Source organism: Rhodoferax saidenbachensis (assembly GCF_001955715.1).
GTDB classification, from domain to species: domain Bacteria; phylum Pseudomonadota; class Gammaproteobacteria; order Burkholderiales; family Burkholderiaceae_C; genus Allorhodoferax; species Allorhodoferax saidenbachensis.
In genome coordinates this window covers 615,687-640,113 of the sequence record NZ_CP019239.1, presented here as the reverse complement: position 1 = coordinate 640,113, position 24,427 = coordinate 615,687, and the positions used below count along the sequence as shown (strand labels likewise).

Here is a 24,427-nt window from a genome sequence, read left to right as displayed (position 1 = left end):
ATTGGCGAATTCGAACCACCCAAAAGACTTATAAGCATTGCGAATTCAATATCCAATCGGCATTACGCTCCGCAAACCGCTCAAACAAACAGATCCACCGCCCGCCCGGAGCTGCCCACGCCCGGCCCACGTGACGTGACCGATGGGGTCTGAGCGACCTCCACCAAAGCCTGTTTTGCCCCCTGGCGGGATTTCCGGTCCTGCCCACCCGAGTCGCCGGTGCCAGATGCCCCCACAGAGACCCCCGCCAGCATCAGCCCTTCGCGGCCCAGCATCTCCTTCAACTCGGCAGTCGCATTCTGCAAAACATCCCGAGTTTGTGATTCGTCGGTGCGGAACGCCACGTGCGCCTCGTTACCACTCATGCGGATGCTCACCTCCACAGGTGTTTCCCCGACGCCATCCAGCATCATTTCCGCCTTCTGCACGTCCTGTGAAATCCAATAGGTCACCTGCTCGGCAACGCCCATGGTTGCACTGGTCGCCCCCTCCGCGGATACGCCCGACGTGGTCTCTACGGTTGGAGCGGCGCCCAGAGACAACGAAAATTTGCTTTCTGTTGACTCATTTTTGAAGAGTGATTGCTCACGTGCCGGCTTATCCGTGCCTGGCAGGATGGTCGGCAAGACGCTCTGCGCTTCCGGCGCCGAGAGATGGACGCGCGCCGCCTCCATCTCTCCCGCGAATTTCTGCGGTTTTGCATCTGCTGGCCCTTGGGAGGCGGCAGATGCGCTGGGAGTCGCGGCCCCTGGCACGCCTTTGGCCGTTCCACTTGAGCGGCCTGCCAACAATGCAGTGGCCCCACCTTGCGCAGCATCTCCGTCACCCGCTTGTGTGACACCTGCTGCCAACGCAGCATCCGGTGAACGCCGCGCAAAACGGCCACCAGCACCAGAGGGAGGCGTCTGGGCACCCACTGACTCCTCTGACACTGGCGCCTGGATTTGCAGGGCCTGCGCCAGCAAGGCGGCGGGATCCAGTGGCACATCTGCCTTTGGATCTTCTGCCGTCGCTACGTCCGCGGTGGAAGGGACTTCGGGCGCAGTATCGGTTCCGACCATTTCCAGAATGGCCGAGAAGCCTCCTGGAGCCCCCCCGCCATTCTGATTGTTTGCCGTTTTTCCCTTGGCGCCACCAGCCTCGGAGGTCGGGGCCTTGGGGGCGGTAGGAGCTGGGCCTGTTTCAATGGTCATGGGTATCCTCTTGCCGGCGCAATGCCTTCGTTCTGGAATGTTGCAGTGCTGCGAACTCATCCGTCTGCTGCTGTTCACGCTTTCTTTGCTTCAATAACAAGCCTGCCTTGCGCGTTTTCAGTATCTGGTTCAAACCGGACAGGCGGAATTCCGCCTGCAATACGGCCTGCCGCTCCAGCTCCAGTTGTTGTGCCAGTTTCACCAGCACACCACGCTGCATCTCAATGGCCTGCTGCAGCCGCTCCATGAACTGGTAGTGATGGCGTATCAACTCTGTCGAGCGCGTGATGGAGGCACCGCCAATCCAGCGAGTGTCTGTGTCACTGGCGTACCCCTGCAACTGCAGCATCTGTTCTTGTGCGGCATCCAGACTGCGCTGGGCCCGGGCCTGGACCAACGCCAGCTCGTCCCGCTGACTTTCAGCCAACCCAATCGCCAACAGAATGCTTCGGAGCTCAGACATGGTCTCGTGACGTTGCCGACGCCATTCCGCTCACCGTAGTTTCCATGGCCGCAGCCTCATACATATCCTGCTGGAGGAACTGGCCCATGCTGCCGTGCAGCGCAATCGCCTCGTCCATGGCAGGGTCTGAGCCCTGCGCATAGGCGCCGATCTGCACCAGATCACGGCCTTTCTCATATTTGGAGTAGATGGCCCGGAAACGCCTGGCCAGCTCAAAATGTTCGCGCGAGACCACGTTGTGCATCACGCGGGATGCCGACTGCTCCACATCGATGGCAGGGTAGTGCCCCGACTCCGCCAAGGTGCGGGACAGCACGATGTGCCCGTCCAGAATGGCACGTGCCGCGTCGGCAATCGGATCCTGCTGATCATCCCCTTCGGTGAGCACCGTGTAAAAAGCGGTGATAGACCCCACACCATGCAAACCATTGCCGCTGCGCTCCACCAATTGGGGCAACTTGGCAAAACAGGAGGGCGGATAACCTTTGGTGGCCGGCGGCTCCCCAATGGCCAGCGCAATCTCGCGTTGGGCCATGGCATAGCGTGTCAGCGAATCCATCAGCAGTAAAACGTGTTTACCCTTGTCCCGGAAGCTCTCGGCAATGGCCGTCGCATACGCTGCACCCTGCATGCGCAGGAGTGGCGGGGCATCGGCGGGGGCTGCCACCACAACAGAACGCGCCCGGCCTTCTGCGCCCAGAATGTCTTCAATGAATTCTTTAACTTCTCGACCCCGCTCACCGATCAACCCGACCACGATGACATCGGCCTGCGTGTAGCGGGCCATCATGCCCAGCAGCACACTCTTGCCGACGCCAGAACCGGCAAACAGCCCTATGCGCTGCCCGCGCCCGACGGTCAACAAGGCATTGATGGCACGCACACCGGTATCGAGGGGCTCGCGCACCGGGTCCCGGTCCATGGCGTTGATAGGTTTGCGATTCAGGGGCAGCGAACTAACATCGGCAATCGGGCCCAAACGGTCCATCGGCGTGCCTTGTGAATCCACGACACGCCCCAATAAACCTTCCCCCAGAGGCAGGCGCAACATGCCCGAGTCGGCCATGTCTTCCACGGGTGATTCATCGCCAAGCCGGGGAACCGGAACATAGGCGGGCGCCGCAGCAACACCTGCACCGCTCGACAATCCATAAACATCACCGGCAGGCATCAGGAATGCGCGGTCGCCAGAGAACCCCACCACTTCCGCCAAAACGGAGGGCCGGGACTTCATGGTGACCACACATTGCGACCCGACAGGTACCTGGATGCCTTTGGCTTCCAACACCAGCCCCGCCAGACGCGTCAAGGTTCCCCGCACTTCCAGCGTGCTCTCACGCGCCACGCTGCTGCGGGCCCGGTCAAAGTAGGTCTGCCATTTGCGCGGAGACTCAGTCGTGAGCATCAGGCGCCTCCCAGGACGACTCCAACCCCAGACTGGAGACGGCACGCAGCCAGCGCTTTTCCACCGTGCCGTCCACCACGGTGCCAGCAGATTCCACCAGGCAACCGCCGCGGGTCATGGCGGCATCCGGCACCAGGGTAAGTGCCAAACCGGGGAATTCCTGCGGCAAAACTTCTGCCAACACATCCAGATCGACAGGGTTCAGGCGTACCACTGCGGCTTTGTTGTCCACGGTCAGGGTGCTGAGCGCCTCTCGAACGACGGGTTGCAGCGCATTGGGATTGGCCGAAAACTCGTGCCGCAAGACCTGGCGGGCCAGCTCGCAGGCCAACTCCAGCACGCCCTGGGCCATGGTCTGCTCGGCGTCCGCAATCTGGGAACTTGCAGACTCAAACAATTGCGCAAACGTGCGTGCAGCTGCCTCGCCCTGGGTGCTGATGTATTCGTTGATTTGCCGCTGCCCTTCGAGGGTGGCCTGGGCATGCCCTTGCTCGTAGCCTTCTGCGTAACCCTTGGCATGTCCATCGGCAAAGCCAGCCTGTCGGGTCGCAACCGCCCTCGCCTGCTCTTCGGCCTCAGCCTGTGCCTTGAGCTTGGCGGCAAAGCGCAGAGAGCCCTGGTCTACTGCACCAAAGTCCCAGTCGACAACAGTGCCAAGTTCGGGCCCGGAGATAAAACGTGAGTGTGCGCGTGTCATCAAACCATGGCGTCGTCGCCACCTCCGCCGCCAATAACAATCTGTCCTTCGTCTGCCAGACGACGCACTGTCTTGAGAATTTCCTTCTGCTGCGCCTCCACTTCGGACAGACGCATGGGACCACGCGACTCCAGGTCTTCCCGCAGGGTGGCCGCCGCACGCGAAGACATGTTCGCCAAAATCTTTTCCTTGAGTTCGGGCTGGGCGCCTTTGAGCGCGACGATCAGCACATCGGACGACACTTCCTTGAGAACCATCTGGATCGCCTTGTCGTCCAGCTTGATGACGTCGTCAAACACAAACATCTTGTCCATGATCTTCTGGGCCAGGTCCGCATCGTGGCTGCGAATCGACTCAATGACGGTGCCCTCGATCGCGGTGCCCATCAGATTGATCATTTCGGCCGCCGTCTTGATACCGCCCAAAGAGGCCTTGCGTATCTTGTCGCCACCGGCCAGTACCTTGAACAGCACTTCGTTCAGGTCCTTCAGGGCTGTAGGCTGGATACCTTCCATGGTGGCCACACGCAGCATCACCTCATTGCGCTGGCGCTCGGTCAGGTTTTTCAGCACGTCAGCCGCCTGGTCGTACTCCAGGTGCACCAGAATTGCCGCCACAATTTGCGGGTGTTCGTTGCGCAGCAGTTCGGCCACGGAAAGCGGGTCCATCCACTTCAGGCTTTCAATGCCGGAAACATCGCCGCCTTGCAGGATGCGGTCAATGAGCAGCGCGGCCTTGTCATCGCCCAGTGCCAGCTTCAGTACGGAACGAACATAGTCGCCCGAATTGGAGACCAGCAGGCTCTGGGATGCTGCGATACCCGTGAATTTGACGACCACCTCGTCCACACGCTCACGTGTGACCTGGGTGGTCTTGGCAATGGCCTCACCCAGCTTCTGCACCTCTTTGGGTGACAGGTGCTTGAATACCTCGGATGCCTCGGCTTCACCGAGTGACATCATCAGAATTGCCGCGTCTTGGAGTCCATCGTCTTGTGCCATGGTGCTATTTTGCTCCGGTCGTTACGCCGGTGCCTCTCCGTTGATCCATGTCTTGACAATATTGGCCACTGCAGCGGGGTTGTCACGCGTCAATTTACGGGCGTCTTCCAGGCGAAGCTCGGCAGCCGTGGCTTGCGCAGTGTCAGCACTGGCAGGGCCACCCAACTGGGGACGCTCCGGTGTTTCGCCTTCCAGCGCATCCAGGCGGTTGTTTTCGTCAAGGTCTGACGCAATGATGGGCGGCTGGGCGATAGTTTTCATGACCGGGCGGATAACCCCCAGCAGCACCAGGGCAGCCAGTGCAAGGGTTCCCAGCGGCCAGGCAAAGCTGCGGGCAATGTCCACAATTTCGGGCTGGCGCCACAGCGGAATACCATCGCCTTCGCTCTTTTCTAGCGCAAACGGTGCGTTCATCAGGTTGACGGAGTCGCCACGGTCCTTGTTGAAACCCACGGTTTCGCGTACCAGCGCCGTCATTTTCTCGATCTGTGCCTCGGTGAGGGGCACGCTGGTGGTCTTGCCCTTGTCGTCGGTGACACTCTGGTTGTTCACCACCACGGCGGCATTGATGCGCTTGACGACACCCGTCGCACCCTTGACCACGCGCACCGTCTTGTCCACCTCATAGTTGATGATGGATTCTTTCTTGGAGCTGCCGTTGGCGGCTGCGCCCGATCCCGTCTGTCCGTTGGCGGCCAGTGGCTGCGCCTGTCCGTTGATCGGCGCAGAAGGCTGGGCCGGAGGCTGGTTGGTCGTGGCACCAGGGACGCCGGCGGGCGGTGTGGGGGTGACCCCATTGATGCTTTCCACCATTTGCTGGCTGCGCACAGCGCCGCTGTCCGGTGTCTGGTTCGGTTTGTGGGACTCGGTGGTGGACTCGGTTTGCGAAAAGTCCAGTTCGGCCGTTACCTGGGCCTTGATGTTTTGCTTGCCCACGATGGGCTCCAGAATGTCCAGAATGCGCCGGCTGTAGATCTGCTCGATTTGCTGCACGTACTGCAGTTGCTCAGCATCCGCACCGCCCGCATTGTCCGTGTTGGAAAGCAACTTGCCCGTGTCATCCAGCACGCTCACCGCAGACGGGTTCATTTCGGGCACGCTAGAAGCGACCAGGTGAACAATGCCTGCCAGTTGGGTGCGGTCCAGCGTGCGACCGGGATGCAGGCTCAGCAACACAGATGCGGAAGGCTTTTGCTGCTCCCGAAAGAAACCATTCTGATTGGGCAAGGCCAAATGCACGCGCGCGCTCGACACGGACGACAGCGCCTGAATGGACCGCGTCAACTCCCCCTCCAGGCCGCGCTGGAACGTCAGCCGCTCCTGGAACTGGGTCATGCCAAAACGGTTGGACTCCATCATCTCGAACCCACTGACCGATCCCTTGGGCAAACCCAGCGACGCCAGCTTGAGCCGCACGTCATGCACACGTTCAGCCGGAACCAGAATCGAGCCACCGCCTTCTGTGTACTTGTAGGGGACGTTCAGCGTGGTGAGTTGGGCGATCACGGCACCGCCGTCTTTGTCGGCCAGATTGGAGTACAGCACACGCCATTCGGATTGGCGCCCCATCACCAGCCCCACCACCGCGATGGCCACAAAAAGCGCGACGCCCAAGGCCAAGCGCAGGCGCTGGCGCTGGTCGAGCCCGGCAAATCGCTGACCAATGGTCGGGTTTACAGGAATGGTGGCAACTGCTGACATCTTGGTTTCCGATGCAGTGGGGCGCGGTTCGCCTCACGAATTGGACTGATTATTCGACCCACCCCCGAAAACATTAGGGCGAAAAGCACTGCAATTGCCCACCAATTCAAAATAATAGCCACTGGAGGGGCGCAATAGGATTGCGCCAACCTGCTTCGACTGAAAGACTGCCATGGACCTCAAGCTCACCCCAGTGTCAATGCCCACCGCGATTCGCCCCGGTCAGGGTGCGCGCGCGACGACATCGGCAGGGGCAGAAGGCGTAGGCGGCGGGTTCTCCAGCGCATTCAAGAGCGCCCTTGAATCCGTCAGTGCGTCCCAAAACGAAGCCACCCGCCTGCAACAGGAAGTTCAGATGGAGAACCCCAAGGTTTCCCTGGAAGAAACCATGGTGGCGATTCAGAAGGCGCAGATCGGCTTCCAGGCTACGCTGCATGTGCGCAACCGCATGGTGCAGGCGTATACGGACATCATGAACATGCAGGTCTAGACGCCAGGCAACTTCCGCGACACCCGAATTTATAAGCGAAAAATAGCCCTAGCCCGCATGGGATATGTGCAAGCAGCTACTAAATAGATAGCGATTTACGGACCGCAGCACTCACTGCCTGGACATCGTCCGCCGTGAGATAGGGCGCCATGGGCAGGCTCAGCACCGCATCCTGCAGCCGCTCGGCAATCGGCAGTGCGGGCCAGACGCCCGAGGCGTAGGCGCCTTGCAGGTGGCAGGCCTTGGGGTAATGCACGATGGTGCCAACCCCCTCTTTCAGCAACCCGGCCTGCAGCCGATCCCGCTGGGTCGAACCCACCACAAACAGATGCCAGACCGGTTCCGCGCCGGGCAACACCTGGGGCAAAACCAGCGGTGTGCCTGCCAGCGCGGCCAGGTACTGCGCGGCCACAGCGCGTCGGGCGTCATTTTCGGCATCCAGATGTTTCAATTTGGCCCGCAACACCGCAGCCTGCAGCTCGTCGAGCCGGGAGTTGATGCCTGCAACGTCGTGTTGGTACTTCACACTGGAGCCGTAGTTGCGCAGCTTGCGCAAGCGGGCTGCCAGGTCCGCATCGTTGGTGGTGATAGCGCCACCATCCCCCAAAGCACCCAGGTTTTTGCCAGGGTAAAAGCTGAAAGCCGCGGCATCGCCCAGCGCACCGGTGCGCCGCCCCTTGTAACGGGCACCATGGGCCTGCGCGGCATCTTCAATCACCCGCAGTCCATGCTGGTCTGCGATCTGCTGGATGGCATCCATATCCGCGGGCTGCCCGAACAGGTGTACCGGCATGATGGCGCGGGTGCGTTGGGTGACGGCGGCGGCAATGCGCGCCGGGTCCAGGTTGTGGGTCAGCGGATCGGGCTCCACGGGAACTGGCGTGGCACCCACCTGGCTGACCGCCAGCCAGGTCGCAATAAAGGTGTTCGACGGCACGATGACCTCGTCGCCCGGCCCAATGCCATAGCCGCGCAAGATAAGCTGTAAAGCATCGAGCCCGTTGGCCACGCTGATGCAGTGCGCCGCACCGCAGTAGGCCGCAAACTCGCGCTCGAAAGCCTCTGTCTCTTGCCCGAGGATGTACCAGCCCGACGCCAGGACCCGCTGGATGGCATCTTGAATGGCCGCTTCGTGCGGTGCGTTGACCCGCTTGAGATTCAGGAACTCGATCATGCGCCCCACCTGGTCCGCATGAATTCCGCGTAATCGCGGTAATAGTCGTCCTCGGAGTAGGTGTTGGACGCCAGGACCATACACACCGCACCGGAGGAGAAGTTGTCCAGCTCGCGCCAGATCATGGGGCAGACGTAAAGGCCGCTGTATGAGCGGTTCAGATGCACCCGCTTCTTTTCCTTGCCATCGTCCAGCACCACGTCAAAACTACCCGACATGGCGATGATGAGCTGGTGCAGTTCCTTGTGCGCATGCCCGCCGCGTTCGGAACCGCCTGGCACGTCGTACAGGTAGTACACCCGTTCGATCGCAAACGGAATTTGGTTATTTGATTCGATGAAAGTCAGGTTGCCACGCGGATCGTGGATTTTGGGGAGGTCAAGAATCTGACAGCGGTCAATATTCATCCGTGGGCCTTGAGGTCGGTGGTTTCGGTTGAATGCTAAGGCAAGAAGCTTTGATAACGCTCTTTGATGGCTTCGTAGTCTTCGCGGCTGTAGCTGAAAAAGTAATCCAGCGCAGACTCGCGGACAATTTTGGCGCCAAGGCGCTGGTGGAAGTCGATGACCCGCGTGTTTTGTTTGCGCACATCAAAGTGTGAGCGCAGAAACCCGAGTTGGTAAAAACCGAATTCGTACACCAGCAGGGCAGACTCTATGGCGGCCTTGCGGGGCGCTTCGGGCAGCAGGATCCAGCTGCCCCAGCAAAAAGAGTCCCCCTGAAAGTCGTACAAACGCACCGTGCCCACGGCGTTGGCATTCTTGTCTTCCACAATGCAGTAATACTGGCCTTGTCCCCAGGGGTGCTGTTCTATCCAGGTGACCTGCTTGTGAACATCCGGATCAGTAGCACTCAGGTGTGTATTGAGCGTGGCATCCAGGCGCAGTTTCAAAATGAAAGCCGCATCCCCCACCGTTACGGCGCGCAGGTTGATGCTTTTCCCCGTCAGGGTCTGCTTTGGCAAGGTCATGGTCACATTCCAAACACCCAGAGTAGAAGTACAGGGTGCAGATACCCGCTAGCGTAGCCGGTATTGGCGGCGTGCGGCTCTTACAAAAGCCCCCGTTTCCCTCACAATTTGCGGGTTTAAGCCTGCATGGCGCCCACACAATACAAGCGCACCACCCAACCAGCCTCCGCTTATAAAAATCATGAGTACCGCGACTCTTTTTGACGCCATTGCCGCGTCCAGTGCACACATCACGCACCAGCCGAGTGCGGCAAACCCTTTGCCAACAGAGGCGGCCCTGTCCACCGGTGAGCGGGGCGCTTTGGCAGAGATGCTGGGGGCCACGCGGCCCGGTTTTGTGCTGTGTGTACAACAGCAGGCCGATCCGCGCAGACTGCAGGAGATCGCCGAACTGGCCGCCCAAGCGGGTGCTCTCCCCTGCCGCATTCTTGCGCTGATCTTGGACGGTGCCGGCCCATTACCGAGCTCGTTGACTCTGCCCGAGGGGCTGACGGTCACCTGGTGTTATGCGCAGTTGGACACCAATACCCTGGCAACCATGCTGACGCAGCACGAGACCAAGGTTGATGCCATCCTGCTGGACCCCGCCGTATCCGACGCCCCCTTGCTGGAATGGCTCGCGGCTGGCCGCACCCTGGGCCAGGCGAAGGTCTGGACGTTTGGCATGCACGGGTGGGACACCGCCAAGTTCCGCACCATTGAGAGCGCGGCCGCAGCACAGCGCCTGCACCTCACATTTACGGCCAACGTCTGGATCGCGACACCCGAGGGCTGGACCTTGCCCCGCCTCGCAGCGCCGATTGCGGGCACTGTGGAACCCGTGCGCTACGGCTCCATCCCTGCGACTACCGACGAGATATGGGACCGCGCGGCCTTTCTCAAGTGCATAGAAACAGGCGTCTCCGGCTACCGCAAACACGGCGACAGACAAGCCTTTGCCAATCAACTGCCAGTCAACATTGCCAGCCAGTCCCCCGAGGTGCAGGAAGATTACACCCGCCTGCATTTCCCACCCTACAAGGACACGGAGTCCACCGAGCCCCATCTGATTGCCAGCCTGCGGAATGTCAGGGTGTCTGGCGTCCGAGGCTACATCTACTCGCGCAACAATGAGCTGCTGGAACAGTCCTTCGGAATCGGTCACGCCGGTGTGGCGGCACTTAAGGACCTGCTCCCGCCTTACGAGCCCATCCTGCGCAAGGCCGTTGCGACCACCGAACAATTCCAGTGGCTCACCATGGCGGGCGTCTTCTCCCCATCGGTACACCTGAGCGAACCCCACATCGTGGCCATGTGGCCGGACACCTATATCTACCACCATTGGCTGGTGGGGTGCCTCACCCGCTTCTGGTACCTGGATGAGTACCCCGAACTGGCGGATCTGCCCATTGTGATGAATCCCTTCATCCGGCGCTACCAGTTTGAATACATGGAGATGCTGGGGCTCAAGAAGAACCGGCTGGTCTTCTCCAATGACTCGGTTTCCCTGCATTTGAAGCAGGCGATTTACCCCACCCATTTCGGCACGGCCCCCCACAGTCCTGCGGCCATCCACTGGTTACGCAGCAAGTTTCTCAAACACGCGGCAAAAGTGCCTGCGGGTTATGAAAGCGGTCTCTACTACATCAGCAGAAAAGACGGCCGCTCACGGGAGATTACCAACGAGTCCGAGGTACTGGAGTTCCTGAAGCCTTACGGGTTCCAGATCGTGGAGTGGTCTGCGTTCAGCGTCGCCGAACAAATCGCGATGGCCCACCACGCCAAAGTGATCATTGGCGCCCACGGCTCCAACATGTCCAACACGGTGTACATCAACCCCGCGTGCAAGGTGCTGGACATCCGCAACACCAAGAACACCGGCCACGATCTGACGATCAGCGCCGCCACACAAGTCATCAGTGGAAAGTTTTATGCCACGCCAACGTATTGCCCGCCGCAACACGGGCGGCTTCGCACCGACACCTCGCTGGACATGTCGCATGACAACCATTCCATCGACATGGCCGACTTCAAGGCGGTATTCAGCCAAATGATGGACAGCTGAGCGCCCACTTCCCGCGCCAGCCGTCCGATCACAGTGGGCTAGGCGCCCTGGCTGGATGTGCTCGCGCCCGTGTAGGGAATGGCGCGTATTTCTGGCTCTACGGCCGCGTTGTAGATGGTTCGGCCATCCTGTTTCGCAATTGGAACGCCGATGTATTGCAAGGTGTGCATGGCTTCCTTGATCCGGCGCTCTGTCACTTCAGCGGCCAATGCCTCAAAACCCGATGCGGCCAGAAACCCTTCCACCGGCGTCTGGGCCGTAGCGGCCAGCGTGATCAGGTTCACCAAGTGCGGCTGGCGCAACTCCACAGGCATGGCCGAGAAATAGCGGGCCCGGATGACCTCCACCGTGAGGTGGACCTGCTCGTTCGGGCGCCCATAAAAGTCCTGCAAGGTGACAGGAAAGACCTTGGGCGTGGCTTCAAAGGCACGCAGCAACTCCTGCAACATGGTCACATACGACGGGACGGGGCCCGAGAAATCAGACTGCAGGTCTTTCGCCAAGACCAGCGCTTCCATGCATCGCTCCAACAGGCCAAAGGTGAGCGACAGGAAAGCCAGCTTCATGAGATCCCGATACGGCTCGGGGTGGTACGAGACGGCTACCGCATCCTTGATGTAGTAAGCGTCTCCATCAATGGGGCAACTCTTGCTCCGGAAGCCCAACGGCGCCCGGTAACTGCCCAACTCGTTCCAGTTCACGGTCACCAGGCTGAAATGCAGGGTGCGCAGGTGGTCAGTCAGGGTGGTGAACAGTCCTTGTCCCTCGTACAGCGGATCCAGTGAAATCTCTGCCATGACGCCAACCACCGAGTCGGAGCAGGTTTGCAAAGCCCCTTTCAGAATGTCCAGCTCGGCGCCTTGTGTATCCAGACTGAGAAAATCCACGCGTACTTTGGACTCGGCGACATGTGCATCCAGTGACTCAACCGCCATGGGGATGTTCTTGACGGGTCGCAGCATGGTGCCCAGCTCGAAATCCCCACATTGCGGTTGCCAGCGGTAGTGCTTTGCCATCGCTGGGTTGGCTCGCAAGAACGAGCTTGCATGCGGGTCGTAGTACACGTAAAGGGTTTTGTTGCCCTTCTCGCTCCACAGCGCCTTGGTGTGCACCTGCGTGGGGCAGGCAAACCCTTTGCCCGCCAGTTGTTTTTCGCAATCGGGGTCCGCGTCATACAAATGCAGCTGGATATCCGGATAAAACTGTTTGGGCACACGCATGGGGCCCTCTTCAAATGGCAGATTGCCGCCGCGCCCACCCACGTGGTGGTAATGGAACTGGAAATCTGTGTCTGCCATGGTTTGCCCTGCTTTCGTTTGTTCACGGCATGCATTGCATGCCGTTGGTGTCCTGGTGGCCCGATCTGGCCATTAATACTCGCGCTCTGCCAACGCCAAACTTTCGAGGTTTCCGATGTCGCGGTGGTAGTCGGCGTTGTGAAAGGTATTCATTCGCCCCAAGAAATGCGGCAATACCTCGGTGCTGATGTCGCAGACCTCACGATTCAGGCTGACGATGTAGTCCACCACCGAGGGCTCGAAGATGTACACCGCCGCATTGGCCCGGCGCCCTGGCGGGTTGGGCTGTTTCTCATGAAAAGCCTGCACCACACCACGCGCATCCAGCTCGACAATGCCGCAAGTCTGCGGGGCATCGGTGTCGAAAGTCATCATGGTGAGTTCGGTTCCCGCGGGGCGATTCGTATGCGCGGCAATGAACGCAGCAGGATCGAAACGTGTCAGGTTGTCCGCATGCACCAGCATGAAAGCCTGATCGCCCAGGAAACCACGGTTCTGGAGTACGGTGCCGCCCGTACCCAGCAATGTGTCTTCATGCACCAGCCGTACAGCGGCGTTCCAGGGCGATGCCGCCACGTACTGGCGCACGGCATCCGGCAGGTAGTGGGTGTTGATCAGCACCTGATCTGTCGTGCCGCTTTGCAGCAACAGGTCCAGCCAATACCCCAACAACGGTTTGCCGTGGATGGGCACCAGACACTTGGGCGTGGTGTTGGTCACGGGCCGCAAGCGGGTTCCCAGGCCCGCAGCCAGCAGGATGGCTTTCACCGGGCCAACTCCTCTTTGAGCTCTTTGGCGCTCAGGGGCAAATTGCCCACACGGCCGACCTGGCAGGCGGCCGCCACCGAACCCACAAAGGCACTTTCCCAGATATTGGCACCCGCAACCAGCGCCATGGCGGCCGAGGTCAGCATGCAGTCACCAGCGCCAGAAACGTCCTTGACCGTCATGTTCAGTGCGGGCAACTGGTCTGTCTCCAATCCGTTCTTGACGCCTTGCGTGGACTGCACCAGCACACCTTCGGCACCCAGCGTGATGAATACATAGCCGGCAGTCGCTTCGCGGCGCAGACGTTCGGCCAGCACCACCAGGCCCGAGGTCGTGTCGCGCATGGCCAAACGGGCTTCATGCTCAGTGGGCGTAATCAGAAGCATGCCTTTGAACCGCGACACGTCACCAATTTGCGACGAGGACTGGCTGTCCGCCACCATGGGCACACCCAACCGGGTGCAGCGGGCAACCACTTCGTCCACCAGGGTCTGCGGCAAACAACCGTAGTTGAAGTCCGAGAAGATCACCAGGTCCGCCTGCGCCAGCTCTGCTTCCATGCGGGACAACAACTCACCCGCAAGATCCAGGCTGATGCCGTGTTGACGCAGGTGGCTGACGCGCAGCAAGGTCTTGCCGTGGGCGCGAAAGCGCTGCTTCAGCGTGGTCGGCCGGCTTTCGTCCACCACCAGCTCGGTTTTGACGCCGTAGCCTTCCAGGGTCTGGAAAGCGAACTCCGCGGCCTTGTCCTTGCCACAGACTCCGAAATACGAAACATGCGCACCCAGCCCCGCAGCGTGCGCCGCAACAATACCGGCACCGCCCACAAAGAGGTCTTCCTTGATCGGGGTGACAACGATGGTGGGGTCTTCCTGCGACATGCCCAAGGCATCACAGGTCACGTATTCGTCCACGATCAAATCACCCAGCACCACCACACGCAGGGATGCGAAAGACTCGACCAGTGGCACCAATGCCTTGCCCTCTATCTGGTGCCGCCTGGCAAACTCTGCCGGCTTGCGAATGGTGGAAGTAGGTGCACCGCGCAACTCTTTCTGCAGCAAATCCAGGGAGGAAAATCGCACCTCACCAGAGCTGAAAAGCAGCTTGCCGCCGTAGCTGTCGACAGCCGCCTGCTCCGGGTTGTCCTGAACCTCGTGTTCCTTGCCTTTCACCACGATGTGGGGCTGCAACTTGCCCAGAAAGTCCTCGACCGGCTCTGTCAGGATGAAGGCATAGTCGACGATGCCAATCGACTGCACTCCCTGCAGGCGCAGGTTCTGCTCCACGATGGCCCCGGGGCTGGTGTCATCCGTCACACCCACCACCAGGAAGTCACCGCAGTCGGCCGCGAAGTTCAGCACCCGCAGGTGACCAGGGTGCAGCACATTGAAGTTGCCCGATACAAAAACAATCGCGCTGTCGGCACCCGCCTTGCGTCGGATGTCTGCCAGTACGCCGTCTATCGATAGGTTGTCGCTACCCGCTTCAGGTTTCACATCTGCTCCACGCATGTTTGTTGCTGCATTTTTGTTTCCGTTGGACAAGCCCTGGGCACCGCATGCAGTTACGCCAGAAGCGCCGGCGGCATAGCGAAGCGGAACGGCATTCCAGCCAGGCGCTTCGCAATATCGGTGGCAATGCGGGGCGATAAAGCCAGGTACACCACCGCGTCACGGGGCACATCGGCAGGACTGACGATGGGGCGACCCAGGTGCTCACGCCCAATCCGGCTGCTGTCTTCGTCCACATAAAAGGACACTTGGTCTGCGAGCTGTGCACCCAGCCACGTGGCAGCAATGGAGGTTCCAAACACGCCAAAGGTTTGCCCACTGACAGCAAGGGCATGGGCCGCCGTATGCAAACCATGCAACCAGTCCACATAGGCAGAAATGCGGCCATAGGTTTGCGCAGCGTAGTCGGCCCGCGTCAGTTGCGCGTCGCCCTGCCCGCTGGTATCTGCCTGTGCCAGCAGAGAAATTTCTTTGGCGACCCATTCGGTACTGACCAGTTGGGTGGCAAATCCCGCGCGCCGCAAAAGCAGCGCCAAGGTATCCGGACTGAAGTGCATCAGATGATCCGCCACCAGAATGTCAAAAGGGTTTTCTTCCACATTGCACACTTCGATGAACAGGCTGCCAGAGCCCACCGCGGGCTGCAATTCGCGCAAGGTCTGGTGTGGTGTCGGGAAATGCTCCAGGGCGTGCACCATGCTCACCAGATCAAAGCTTGCATCCACCGCGCCCAGTTCACCTGTGTAGAGCTGCTGAAAACGGGGGATTTTTTGCAGCCGCGGCAAGGTGCTATCACCCAATTCAAAGCCATTCAGGCCCCAATCGGGCATCGCAGCACTCAAAGCGGTCAAAGTAGCGCCATTTCCGCACCCTACATCCAGAGCCCGCCCCGTATCCGGCAGGAGCTTGCTCGCGGCCAGTTGCTCCACCAGGACGTCACTTCTACGTCGCGGCTTGCCCGTACCACGGTCAAAAACGATCTGCTCGTCACCACCGGCCTGGTAATACGCTTGGTAATCGGCATAGATACCCGTTATCTCCTCCAGCCAAGCGGTATCTGGCAGTTTTTGCACGGCACCACAGGCACGACAGACGTAGAGGTGCCCGCCTGCCGAATAGGCCCTGCAGTCCGAAGTGATACGCGGCAAAGCGGCAAAACGCTCTACTTCCTGCAACTGTTCTTGCGCACAGACCTGACAAGACGAACGCCCTGCAGTCATGCCTGTCCAGCCCCCATCAATGCGGGGTTGTGCTTGAACACCAGGGTAATTTCACAACTCACACGGGTCTCATTGCCCTGATTCACCGCACCACCGTGCAAAGTCTCTTCCGGGAAAATCAGCATGTTCCCAGGCGGCGTGGGCACCAGGACGGGGTCGGCCTGGTCTTCAAATACGGGTTTGGGCACCCCATTGACCAGCGTGGTGCTGTGCTTCCAATTGCGCTTGTGGGAGTTCGGGACGAGCAGCAAGCCGTTCTTGCCGGGTTCGCAATAAATCGGTGTCCATACCTTGAGCGTATAACTGTTCTGGCCCATGGCCCGCCCTTGCAAACCGAGCATTTCATGGAACCATTTATCGGCATGCAGCGGGCCGACATCACCCGCCTGATGAGGACGTACGAGGCGCCAATAAATTTCCTCCTGGCCTTCCACAATTTCGTTGTCATAGGCCACGCTGGAGAGAGAAAACTCGCCGAATTCCTGCTGGAGATCGGTCATGAAGTTAAGTTTCTTCAGCGCCTGCACATCTTCCTGCGGCAGGCACCGATTGGATTTGTTCCACAGGCGGCTGTGGTCCACCAGATGCGCGAGTTCGTGGTAGCGGGCAATACCACGTGCTTCGAACTGGTCTGCATGTTGTGGGTAAGCGCGCTGGATCGCACCCAGCCACTGCCGGCTGATGGCGCGACGAAAACACTCCAGCTCGTCACCGGGAATGGTGAGCGCATTGGAATAGCCAGGCGCCTCAAAGACTTCGGACAGGACTGCATTCATGCAACAAATACCACGGTTGTAACGGGGACGGAGCCCACACGCACCTCTACAGGTCTTGCAGACAGTCCTCAAGGGTCTGCGCGCGGATTCCCAACTTCTGTGAAGTTTGGGGCATTGTCAAGGAAACACACTGTGCCTGAACGCCTGAACTCTCCCGGCTTCCCTGGCCTGTTTCCCGCACCACGGCGTTGGCCAGCTGGCCTTGCTGCACCAACGCCTGCGCCAAGGCGGCGTAGGACAGGGTTTGCGCACCTGCCAGATGAAAGCACCCCGCGGCCCGGCGCTGTGCGATCTGCAGCAGACCTTGTATGACAAAAGGCAGCGACACCGGGCACACCATGCTGTCTGTAAAAGCATCGACAGTCGCCTCGCTGCGCCACTTCTGCAGCAAAGGGGTTTGGCTGGACAACACCTTGGTCAGTCGCACGATGGTGCACGGTCCGGGTGTGCTGCGGGCTGCCGCGTGCAGGGCAACCTCACTGGCGCATTTGAAGGCACCGTAGGAGGTATCAGGCGACACCGGGGTCACTTCATCCGGGGCATCCGCACGCGCGCCGAAGACCGCTGTGGACGACAGAAAGACAACATGGGCTCCACGCCGCAGATAGTGGACGCCAACGGCCAGCGTGGACTCCACATTCACACGGGCGGCCAGGGCCGGGTCTGCATCGCATGCTGAAAAACCATTGATACCTGCGCACAGGAAAACCGTTTGCGCGTCGGGCAGTATTGCAGTGTTAATGGGCATGCCCAAGTCCAGCGGCAACCACCCAGAATCCGGCCTGCGGCTGGTGCCCAGTACGCTGGCCCGCGGCAAGGCGGATGCCAGCGCGGCACCAATGGCCCCATCGGCCCCGACTACCAGTACCTTGCCGGGCAGCTTCATGCGCAACTTCTCAGGTGCGCTTGCCGCAGCACAGCGCCAGCAAGTAGTGCGCCATCGGGTAGTAACCGGTGTGCACCACTTCGTCATTCATCGAGAAGACAAACACATTCTGGAAATACTGCTCCAGATCACTCTTGAACACCTTGCCCGTCTTGCAATTAACATGGCCAGCCTTGCTCTGCGGCGAAGCATGGGCTTGGGATTCCAGCGATGGCATACCAATGATCACAGGTGCATCAATCGAGACGGATGCGCAAAAATTGCGCATGAAGGCCGCCTCGTCCTGCGGCTGAATGTGCTCCAACACGTCCAGCGAATAGGCGGCGTCAAAGGTGCCGGGCACTGGCCCGGCCAGCATGTCCTGCACCTTTAGCGTCAGAGGCCAATTCTTGTTCGCACGCGACTGTGCGTCCTTGATGAACACTGGGTCGAAGTCGACTGCGGTCACATGGCCGACCTCCTGTTGAACCAGCCTTGTGCCGAATGCATCGGCACAGCCGACCTCGAGCACCGATTTCTTGCCGCTGAGCAGCTTGGCCACGAATTTGTAGCGCGCCAGGGTGAACAGGGTTCTCTTGGGGTCCTGGTTCCAGGACTCATTGGCCATCAGGCCAAAGCTGGCAATCCCATGCTGCTCCACCACCTGGTAGAGCAGTTCGTACTGGGGTTCCTTGGTCATCTCGTGCGGAATCATGGCGTTACCTCGTGGGGAATATGGCAATGTCAATCCATGCGGATCAGGCAGCGTCCGCTGGCCTGGCCGGAGCGCATATGGTCTATGGCGGTATTGATATCGTCCAACGGCAGCACCTCGGTCAACAGCTCGTTGAGCTTGATGCGTCCAGCGTTGAACAGGTTCTGGTAACGCGGTATGTCTTCGTGTGGCACGGACTCACCGCCATGCGAGCCCGACAACACTTTGCCGAAGTGCAATGGCAAGGAGAAGATGCCGATGTTGTTGCCCTTGCGCGGCACACCCACCAGTGTCACCCGGCCCTGGGCCTTGGTGATCTGGTAGCCGAGTTCCATGATGGTGGGCTGGCCCGTGTTGTCGATGAACACATCCAGCCCTTGGTTGCCAACAATGGCCTCGATCGCCTTTTGCGCGTCCTGCGTTTTGGCGTTGATGCAATGGGTGGCGCCCATCTCCTTGGCCAAGGCCAGCCGGTTGTCGAACACGTCGACGGCGATCACCGGATAGGCCCCCACCAGCGCTGCCGCCTGCACGATATTCAGGCCCACACCGCCGGCGCCGAACACCACGACCGATTCACCGATACGCACCTTGGCATTGTTTTCAATGACGCCAAAACCCGTCGTCACCGCGCAACCGAACAGCGCCGCCACCTGCAAATTGCTATCGGTGGGGATGGAGGTCAGGCGATTTTCCGCCACGATGGCGTATTCATTGAAGGTGGCAATCCAGCCTGCATTGAGCTTTTGGCCACGCCAACGGTATTGTGGCGGCGCGCCTTCGATACCCAGACCCTTGCGCCAATGCATCACCACGGTATCGCCCTCCTTGACGTGCTTGACGCCCGGCCCGGTCGCGACCACGCTGCCCGAGGCTTCATGCCCGAGCAAATGCGGCAGAAACTTGTCTTCGCCCTTGGCACCGTCGATCTCGCCGATCTGCGAGCCGCAAATACCGCTGTAGTGCACCTTGACCAACACCTGCCCCACATCCAGGCTGGACGGCAGTTCGACCTCATCAACGACCAGTGGTTTGTGCTGCTCCACCAGGATGGCAGCCTTCATGGTTTTGGGAATGCTCATGGCGTGCTCACTCGAAATAGATGAAGGAGTGGTCGCCACTGTAGCCCGTTTGCTTGAACCACCACTCCCACTCCTGGGGCGTACAGAAGGCCTCGCAGGTGACTTGCCAGTACAGCAGGTTCGCTTTCTCGACCTCATTGCGGTAGGACTCCACGCACAGGTACTTGTTCTTTTTGCCCACGCGCTCCATCTCGCGCAGCGCCTTGTCCAGGTCATAGTTGTGCAGGTTGTGCAACGCGTTCAGGCTGAAGACGAAATCGAAATGTTGATCCGGGAAAGGCAGTGCGGTCGCGTTGGCAACCTGCAGGCGGTCTTTGACCTCCTCCTTGGAATTGGCAATCGCGTATTCGGAAATGTCGATGCCATAGACCTCCACACCGGGCACGACCTTGGTGAAGTCGTACAGCAGGAAGCCCTTGCCGCAACCAATGTCCAGAATTTTGTCGCCAGCCTTGATGCCGTAGTGCTCGGCCATGACGCGGGCCACCTTCTCCCAGCGCCCTTCCATGTAGCGATAGCCGCCGTAGTTGATGCGCCGGTCGCCGTCCCAGTAGTCGAAGGCCCATTGCTTGGCCAGCTCGGCCGCCTTGGCCTTGGGGTACTCGGGTTCGTTGACGCGGGCCAGGTAGTCGCGCTGGGTGCTTTTGTGCACCACCGACATGAAATCGATATAGGACATGGCTACAGAGTAGGTAAGGATTGAAAAATGGATTGGGCCTTGGCGACCTGCCGGCGTTGCAAAATCGCTTTGTCCATGCCGGGATTTGCAAACTGGCGGCGCGCCAGATGCGTCGGTAAAAAGACGTTCAAGGCAATGCAGCACCACTTGACCTGATAGACCGGGCGCAACAGATTGGCACGGGCAATGACTGCCTGGGGGTCGGTAAACGCAGCGGCAATGGCGGCGACAAAACGATCGAAATATTCTGCTGGCACGGGCACCGCCAGCTGCGCAAAGAAATCCCCGACCAGTTTGGCCGGGTCGTCCCAGCCGGCGTATTCAAAGTCCAGAAAACGCAAGCGCTGGTCTGCTTGCAGCAGCGCGTTGTGAAAACCAAAATCCGACGGGGAAAGACAACGTTGCGCTGGCGCCAACAGCACATCGGGTGCCACCGCCGACTCCAGCACCCGGGAAGCCAGTGCATCCCAGTAGGTCTTGAGTTGCTGCACCAATGCCACCGCAGCAGAGTTATCTACGGTATCGGGGATACCTGCGGCCAAGCCAGCTACGCGGCGCCCCACCAACTCCAGGTGTCCGGCAACGGAGAAACAGGCTTCGGAAGCTGGCGGCAAGTCCTTGGCCAGCAACCGCGCCTGCGGTGTATTCAACGCGAGAAAGAAATCGATAGCCGCTTGCACGTGCGTCCATTGCAGCTCAGCGGCCGCCAGCGCACGCCCTTCGACAAATTCATAGGCCGCCAGCGACTCTTCGCAGTCCATTGACAGTGGGGCCGGCGCACAACCGGGAGCCGCCTGTGCGGCGAAAGACAGGAAGCCAAACTCAGTGCCAAGACGGTCACGCGTATCGTCACCGTGGCGAAAGTATTGCTTGACGGCCAGCGTACGGTGTTCGGTCTGCACCTTGTAAGTACGGTTGTTGCCGCTGCTGGCGCAGGCCGCCACAGAACGCACCGCACCGACTGGCATAGCTGCCAGCAGCTTGGCAATGCGCGCGTCCATGTCGGGCTGCACGCTCATAGCGCGACCAATTGACCTAGTTCCGCCCAGGACTGCACCACCTGACATCCCGGCACATCTGCGGGGTGGTGGTGGGACTCGGGATCAAAGAGCACGCGCCGCGCACCGGTGGGGAAGCCCGGTGCCAGCAGGATTTCGGGCAGGTCATCGATGAACAGCTCGCAGCCCCACTGGGTAGCGCGCTGCAATTTGGCGTCCTTGGTCAATTCAAAGAACACACTGTCGGCGGCCACCAACGGCACGCCATCGCGGTGCAGATGCTGCTCCACCCAGGCGCGGGCTGCAGCATGCAGGTCGTACTGCGGCCCCAGAAAAGGATGCTTGGTCTTGTGGCTGACGATGGCCAGTGTGTGGCCGGCTTGGCCGGCCTGGAACAGAAATTCCAGCACGCCGGGGTAGGCTATCGCCTCGTCCATGCGGGCACCGTAGACGTAGCCCTGCATGGCAGTCCACACATCTTCCTTGCCAACCTGACGCAGGTAGTCACGCACTGCAACCTTATTGACCGGCGTATCCGCTGGCACCACATCCTGTTCGCGTGCAACCTTGTAAAACAGCGCGTCGTAACTGACGATGGTGTTGTCGAAATCGATACCGATGCGCATGAACCGCCTACGTCTTGAGAGACGCCGAGACACGCGCAGCGATGGCCTCGGCCGTCAAACCGAACTGGGCGCGTGCATAGTTCTGCGAGCCAACCTTGTGCAGGAAGACGTCGTCCGTGCCAAAACTCAACTGGCGCAGCGGGCTGTTCTGTGCCACGCACCACTCGGACACGGCACTACCAAAGCCACCAATGCGGCTGTGCTCTTCCACTGTAGCGACCAGGCCAAAGCGCGCCGATGCGGCTTGTAGGTACTTTTCATCCAATGGTTTGACGGTGTGGAAGCTCACCACTTCGGCACTCACACCCTTGGCCGCCAAAACGTCGGCAGCCTTCAGGGTTTCGGCCATCATGTTGCCCGCGCACAGTAGCGCGACATCCTTGCCGGGCCGCAGAACGATGGCTTCGCCCAGCTTGAAGACCGGAGGTGTGGCATGGATGGCAGGCTCGCCCTTCTTGCCGATACGGATATAGGTCGGGCTGTCGTCCTGCAGCACCGCGCGCAAAGCCAGGCGCAGCTCGGTGGAATCACACGGTGCCAGCACACGCATGCCGGGCAGGGTGCGCAGAATGGCCATGTCTTCCAGCGAATGATGGGTTGGCCCCAGCTCTGCGTAGGACAGACCCGAGCCGGTACCGACGATCACGACCGGTGCATGGTGGTAACACACGTCCACACGGATCTGCTCAAAGCAGCGCGTCGTCGTGAATGGCGTAATGGTGTAGACAAAGGGGCGCAGCCCGTTGAGCGCCATGCCTGCGGCGACGCCCATCATGTTGGCCTCGGCCACACCGCAGTTGTAGAAGCGCGATTCGTCGACCGCCTTGAACTTGTCAAACAGTTTGTTCCCGATGTCACCGGACAGCAGCACCAGGCGCGGGTCATCCTGCGCCAGCAAGGTCATCTCTTCGGCAAAGGCGTTTCTCATGCTGCCACTCCCAGTTCACGTTTGGCCAGCAGCACTTCTTCGGCGGTCGGAATGCGGTAATGCCAGTTGTTGTCGTCTTCCATGAAGGACACGCCCTTGCCCTTCACCGTATGTGCAATGATGGCCGTGGGCTTGGCGTTGCTGGATGGAAAACGGGCCAGTGCCTTTTGAATGGCACCCATGTCGTGACCGTCGATCTCGCGGGTGTCCCAGCCAAAGGCACGCCACTTGTCAACCAGCGAATCCAGCGCCATCACTTCCTGGCTGCGGCCGGTGGCCTGCCATTTGTTGAAGTCGACCATGGCGCACAGATTGGTGACCTTCTGCGCGGCGGCCAGCATGGCGCATTCCCACACCGAGCCTTCATTGCATTCACCGTCGCTGAGCACGGCGTACACGTTGTAGTTGCGCTTCTGGATGCGCGCCGCCAGCGCCATGCCCAGGCCCATGGGCAGGCCGTGGCCGAGCGAACCGGTCGCGGCCTCGATGCCGGCCAGATGGTCGGGCGTGGGCGGGTGCTCCGCAAACACACTGCCGTCTTCGCCATAGGCGTCCAACCAGGACTCCGGGTAGAACCCGCGCATGGCCAGTATCTGGAACAGCGCCGGGGCAGCATGGCCTTTACTCAGGATGAAACGGTCGCGCCCCGGGTCGCGCGGTTGACTCGGGTCGATGCGCAGCACGGCGTAATAGAGCACGGTCAGTAGGTCCACGCAGGACAGGCAGGAGCCCAGATGGGGCGTGCCTGTTTTGGACGAGGTTTCGATGATGCGCGCGCGCAGTTGGCTGGCAATCAAGCCCAGGGCATGGGGGTCTGTGATGGGGTTCACGGTTTGTGCTGGTAGTCGTAGGGTTCGTTCTTGAGCGCGTCGAAGTTGTCGCGCACCCACGCAATGCATTCATCCAGACCTTTGTCAAAGGCCACATGGTCAGTCCAGCCCAGCTCGTTACGCACCTTGGAGCTCTCCAGGTGGTAGGCAGAATCCTTGCCCAGGCGCTCGCCGACGATCTCCACATGGTCTTCAAAGCGCACCCGCAAGCGGTCGCAGATCTTGGCTACCAAGTCGCGGATGGAAATCACGTCGGCGGTGGAGATATGGTACGTATCTCCATTGCGCCCGCCTTGCATGATGCGCCAAGTGGCGTCCGACACATCGCGGATATGGATGAAGGATCGGGTGGACGTGCCCCCACCATGCAGCTGCAGCTTGCGCCCCAGCAGGATAAACAGGATGGTGCGCGGAATGATGCGGTAGAGCTGCTGCCCGGGCCCATACACATTGGCCGCACGGGTACTGACCACCGGGAAATTGTAGGCAGCATGGAACGTGCGCAGGCTCATGTCCGCCGCCGCGCGCGAAACGGCATACGGTGTGCTGGGGTTGAAAGGAAAGTCTTCCTTCACAAAGCCAGAGCAACTACCGTAAACCTCGGGCGTGGAAATGTGGACATAGCGCTTCAGGAAATCGCATTTGCGCAGCACGTCATGGAATTTGACGGTGGACACCGCATTGGTCATGAACCAGTCCGCGGGGTTGGCCCAGCTCTCGCCCACCATGCTTTGTGCCGCGAAGTTGACCACATAGGCGGGTTGCAGTTCGTGCAGCAAGTCGGTAATCGCGGGCAGGTCCCGGTTCAAATCCAGTTGTTGAAAGCTGAAGTTGTCGTGCTTGCTCCACTTGTACGGCAACAGCGCCAGAATCGGCTCAACCGAGCGACTGGTGCCCACCACACGTGCGCCCTGGCCCAGGGCATAGTCCACAAAACTGGCGCCCGAAAACGAGTTGCTGCCAACGACCAAAACGGTATCCATGAAGTTC

Annotated in this window: 25 protein-coding genes; 2 read left to right on the top strand and 23 right to left on the bottom strand. The window is 60.1% G+C overall.

Annotated elements, in window-relative coordinates:
- Positions 1–80 precede the first annotated feature (80 nt).
- Genes RS694_RS20740 through fliF form a run of 6 tightly spaced genes read right to left on the bottom strand, consistent with a single transcriptional unit; the run spans position 81 to position 6,460 of the window.
- Complete coding sequence (locus RS694_RS20740; RefSeq protein WP_241464042.1) at positions 81–1,193, bottom strand: flagellar hook-length control protein FliK; 1,113 nt, start codon at positions 1,191–1,193, stop codon at positions 81–83.
- Positions 1,183–1,656 (bottom strand): flagellar export protein FliJ, encoded by a 474-nt coding sequence (locus tag RS694_RS03040; RefSeq protein WP_029708053.1) that lies wholly within the window; start codon positions 1,654–1,656, stop codon positions 1,183–1,185. The genes RS694_RS20740 and RS694_RS03040 overlap by 11 nt, the downstream gene beginning before the upstream one ends.
- Positions 1,649–3,061 (bottom strand): flagellar protein export ATPase FliI, encoded by a 1,413-nt coding sequence (gene fliI / locus RS694_RS03035; RefSeq protein ID WP_029708054.1) that lies wholly within the window; start codon positions 3,059–3,061, stop codon positions 1,649–1,651. The genes RS694_RS03040 and fliI overlap by 8 nt, the downstream gene beginning before the upstream one ends.
- On the bottom strand, positions 3,048–3,758 hold the full coding sequence (locus RS694_RS03030; RefSeq protein WP_029708055.1) for a FliH/SctL family protein: 711 nt from the start codon (positions 3,756–3,758) through the stop codon (positions 3,048–3,050). The genes fliI and RS694_RS03030 overlap by 14 nt, the downstream gene beginning before the upstream one ends.
- Complete coding sequence (gene fliG, locus RS694_RS03025) at positions 3,758–4,759, bottom strand: flagellar motor switch protein FliG (protein ID WP_029708056.1); 1,002 nt, start codon at positions 4,757–4,759, stop codon at positions 3,758–3,760. Before fliG ends, RS694_RS03030 begins: the two co-directional genes overlap by 1 nt.
- A gap of 21 nt (positions 4,760–4,780) precedes the next feature.
- Entirely contained in the window at positions 4,781–6,460 is a 1,680-nt protein-coding gene (gene fliF, locus RS694_RS03020; RefSeq protein WP_029708057.1) for a flagellar basal-body MS-ring/collar protein FliF, read from the bottom strand.
- Positions 6,461–6,632: 172 nt separating this feature from the next.
- Here fliF and fliE point away from each other — a divergent pair, with 172 nt between their 5' ends.
- Positions 6,633–6,950 (top strand): flagellar hook-basal body complex protein FliE, encoded by a 318-nt coding sequence (gene fliE / locus RS694_RS03015; RefSeq protein ID WP_029708058.1) that lies wholly within the window; start codon positions 6,633–6,635, stop codon positions 6,948–6,950.
- A 79-nt stretch (positions 6,951–7,029) separates the two neighbouring features.
- Here fliE and RS694_RS03010 read toward each other — a convergent pair whose 3' ends face one another.
- From RS694_RS03010 to RS694_RS03000, 3 genes are read right to left on the bottom strand one after another with little or no spacing between them, the layout of a single operon-like run.
- Positions 7,030–8,124: a DegT/DnrJ/EryC1/StrS family aminotransferase gene (locus RS694_RS03010; RefSeq protein ID WP_029708059.1), complete on the bottom strand. Its 1,095-nt coding sequence runs from the start codon at positions 8,122–8,124 to the stop codon at positions 7,030–7,032.
- Positions 8,121–8,531, bottom strand: a complete 411-nt coding sequence (locus tag RS694_RS03005) for a sugar 3,4-ketoisomerase (RefSeq protein WP_029708060.1) — start codon at positions 8,529–8,531, stop codon at positions 8,121–8,123. Before RS694_RS03005 ends, RS694_RS03010 begins: the two co-directional genes overlap by 4 nt.
- A 35-nt stretch (positions 8,532–8,566) precedes the next feature.
- Positions 8,567–9,094 carry a GNAT family N-acetyltransferase gene (locus tag RS694_RS03000; protein ID WP_029708061.1) on the bottom strand — a complete coding sequence of 176 codons (528 nt, stop codon included), beginning with the start codon at positions 9,092–9,094 and terminating at the stop codon, positions 8,567–8,569.
- Between the two features lie 181 nt (positions 9,095–9,275).
- Here RS694_RS03000 and RS694_RS02995 point away from each other — a divergent pair, with 181 nt between their 5' ends.
- On the top strand, positions 9,276–11,138 hold the full coding sequence (locus tag RS694_RS02995) for a glycosyltransferase family 61 protein (RefSeq protein WP_076069315.1): 1,863 nt from the start codon (positions 9,276–9,278) through the stop codon (positions 11,136–11,138).
- 38 nt (positions 11,139–11,176) lie between these two features.
- Here the strand turns inward: RS694_RS02995 and RS694_RS02990 are convergent, their stop codons facing one another.
- From RS694_RS02990 to RS694_RS02925, 14 genes are all read right to left on the bottom strand, one after another.
- Positions 11,177–12,436, bottom strand: a complete 1,260-nt coding sequence (locus RS694_RS02990) for an FkbM family methyltransferase (protein WP_029708063.1) — start codon at positions 12,434–12,436, stop codon at positions 11,177–11,179.
- Positions 12,437–12,508: 72 nt separating this feature from the next.
- Complete coding sequence (locus RS694_RS02985; RefSeq protein ID WP_029708064.1) at positions 12,509–13,204, bottom strand: nucleotidyltransferase family protein; 696 nt, start codon at positions 13,202–13,204, stop codon at positions 12,509–12,511.
- Positions 13,201–14,703 carry a PfkB family carbohydrate kinase gene (locus RS694_RS02980; RefSeq protein ID WP_241464044.1) on the bottom strand — a complete coding sequence of 501 codons (1,503 nt, stop codon included), beginning with the start codon at positions 14,701–14,703 and terminating at the stop codon, positions 13,201–13,203. Before RS694_RS02980 ends, RS694_RS02985 begins: the two co-directional genes overlap by 4 nt.
- Before the next feature lie 68 nt (positions 14,704–14,771).
- Entirely contained in the window at positions 14,772–15,938 is a 1,167-nt protein-coding gene (locus tag RS694_RS02975; protein WP_081708643.1) for a class I SAM-dependent methyltransferase, read from the bottom strand.
- Complete coding sequence (locus tag RS694_RS02970) at positions 15,935–16,714, bottom strand: phytanoyl-CoA dioxygenase family protein (RefSeq protein WP_029708067.1); 780 nt, start codon at positions 16,712–16,714, stop codon at positions 15,935–15,937. The genes RS694_RS02975 and RS694_RS02970 overlap by 4 nt, the downstream gene beginning before the upstream one ends.
- Before the next feature lie 46 nt (positions 16,715–16,760).
- The gene (locus RS694_RS02965; RefSeq protein WP_029708068.1) at positions 16,761–17,600 is read right to left on the bottom strand and encodes a sugar nucleotide-binding protein; all 840 of its coding nucleotides are present in this window, start codon (positions 17,598–17,600) and stop codon (positions 16,761–16,763) included.
- A 10-nt stretch (positions 17,601–17,610) separates the two neighbouring features.
- Positions 17,611–18,294 carry a class I SAM-dependent methyltransferase gene (locus tag RS694_RS02960; protein WP_029708069.1) on the bottom strand — a complete coding sequence of 228 codons (684 nt, stop codon included), beginning with the start codon at positions 18,292–18,294 and terminating at the stop codon, positions 17,611–17,613.
- Between the two features lie 29 nt (positions 18,295–18,323).
- Complete coding sequence (locus tag RS694_RS02955) at positions 18,324–19,376, bottom strand: zinc-binding dehydrogenase (protein ID WP_029708070.1); 1,053 nt, start codon at positions 19,374–19,376, stop codon at positions 18,324–18,326.
- A 7-nt stretch (positions 19,377–19,383) separates the two neighbouring features.
- Positions 19,384–20,055, bottom strand: a complete 672-nt coding sequence (locus tag RS694_RS02950) for a class I SAM-dependent methyltransferase (RefSeq protein ID WP_029708071.1) — start codon at positions 20,053–20,055, stop codon at positions 19,384–19,386.
- A 2-nt stretch (positions 20,056–20,057) separates the two neighbouring features.
- Entirely contained in the window at positions 20,058–21,074 is a 1,017-nt protein-coding gene (locus tag RS694_RS02945; protein ID WP_051391920.1) for an aminoglycoside phosphotransferase family protein, read from the bottom strand.
- Positions 21,071–21,679 (bottom strand): HAD family hydrolase, encoded by a 609-nt coding sequence (locus tag RS694_RS02940; protein ID WP_029708073.1) that lies wholly within the window; start codon positions 21,677–21,679, stop codon positions 21,071–21,073. The genes RS694_RS02945 and RS694_RS02940 overlap by 4 nt, the downstream gene beginning before the upstream one ends.
- A 7-nt stretch (positions 21,680–21,686) precedes the next feature.
- A complete protein-coding gene (locus tag RS694_RS02935) occupies positions 21,687–22,607 on the bottom strand; it encodes a transketolase family protein (RefSeq protein ID WP_029708075.1) in 921 nt (306 codons plus the stop codon).
- Complete coding sequence (locus tag RS694_RS02930) at positions 22,604–23,437, bottom strand: transketolase (RefSeq protein WP_051391921.1); 834 nt, start codon at positions 23,435–23,437, stop codon at positions 22,604–22,606. Before RS694_RS02930 ends, RS694_RS02935 begins: the two co-directional genes overlap by 4 nt.
- Entirely contained in the window at positions 23,434–24,420 is a 987-nt protein-coding gene (locus tag RS694_RS02925; protein ID WP_029708079.1) for a GDP-mannose 4,6-dehydratase, read from the bottom strand. The genes RS694_RS02930 and RS694_RS02925 overlap by 4 nt, the downstream gene beginning before the upstream one ends.
- Positions 24,421–24,427 lie beyond the last annotated feature (7 nt).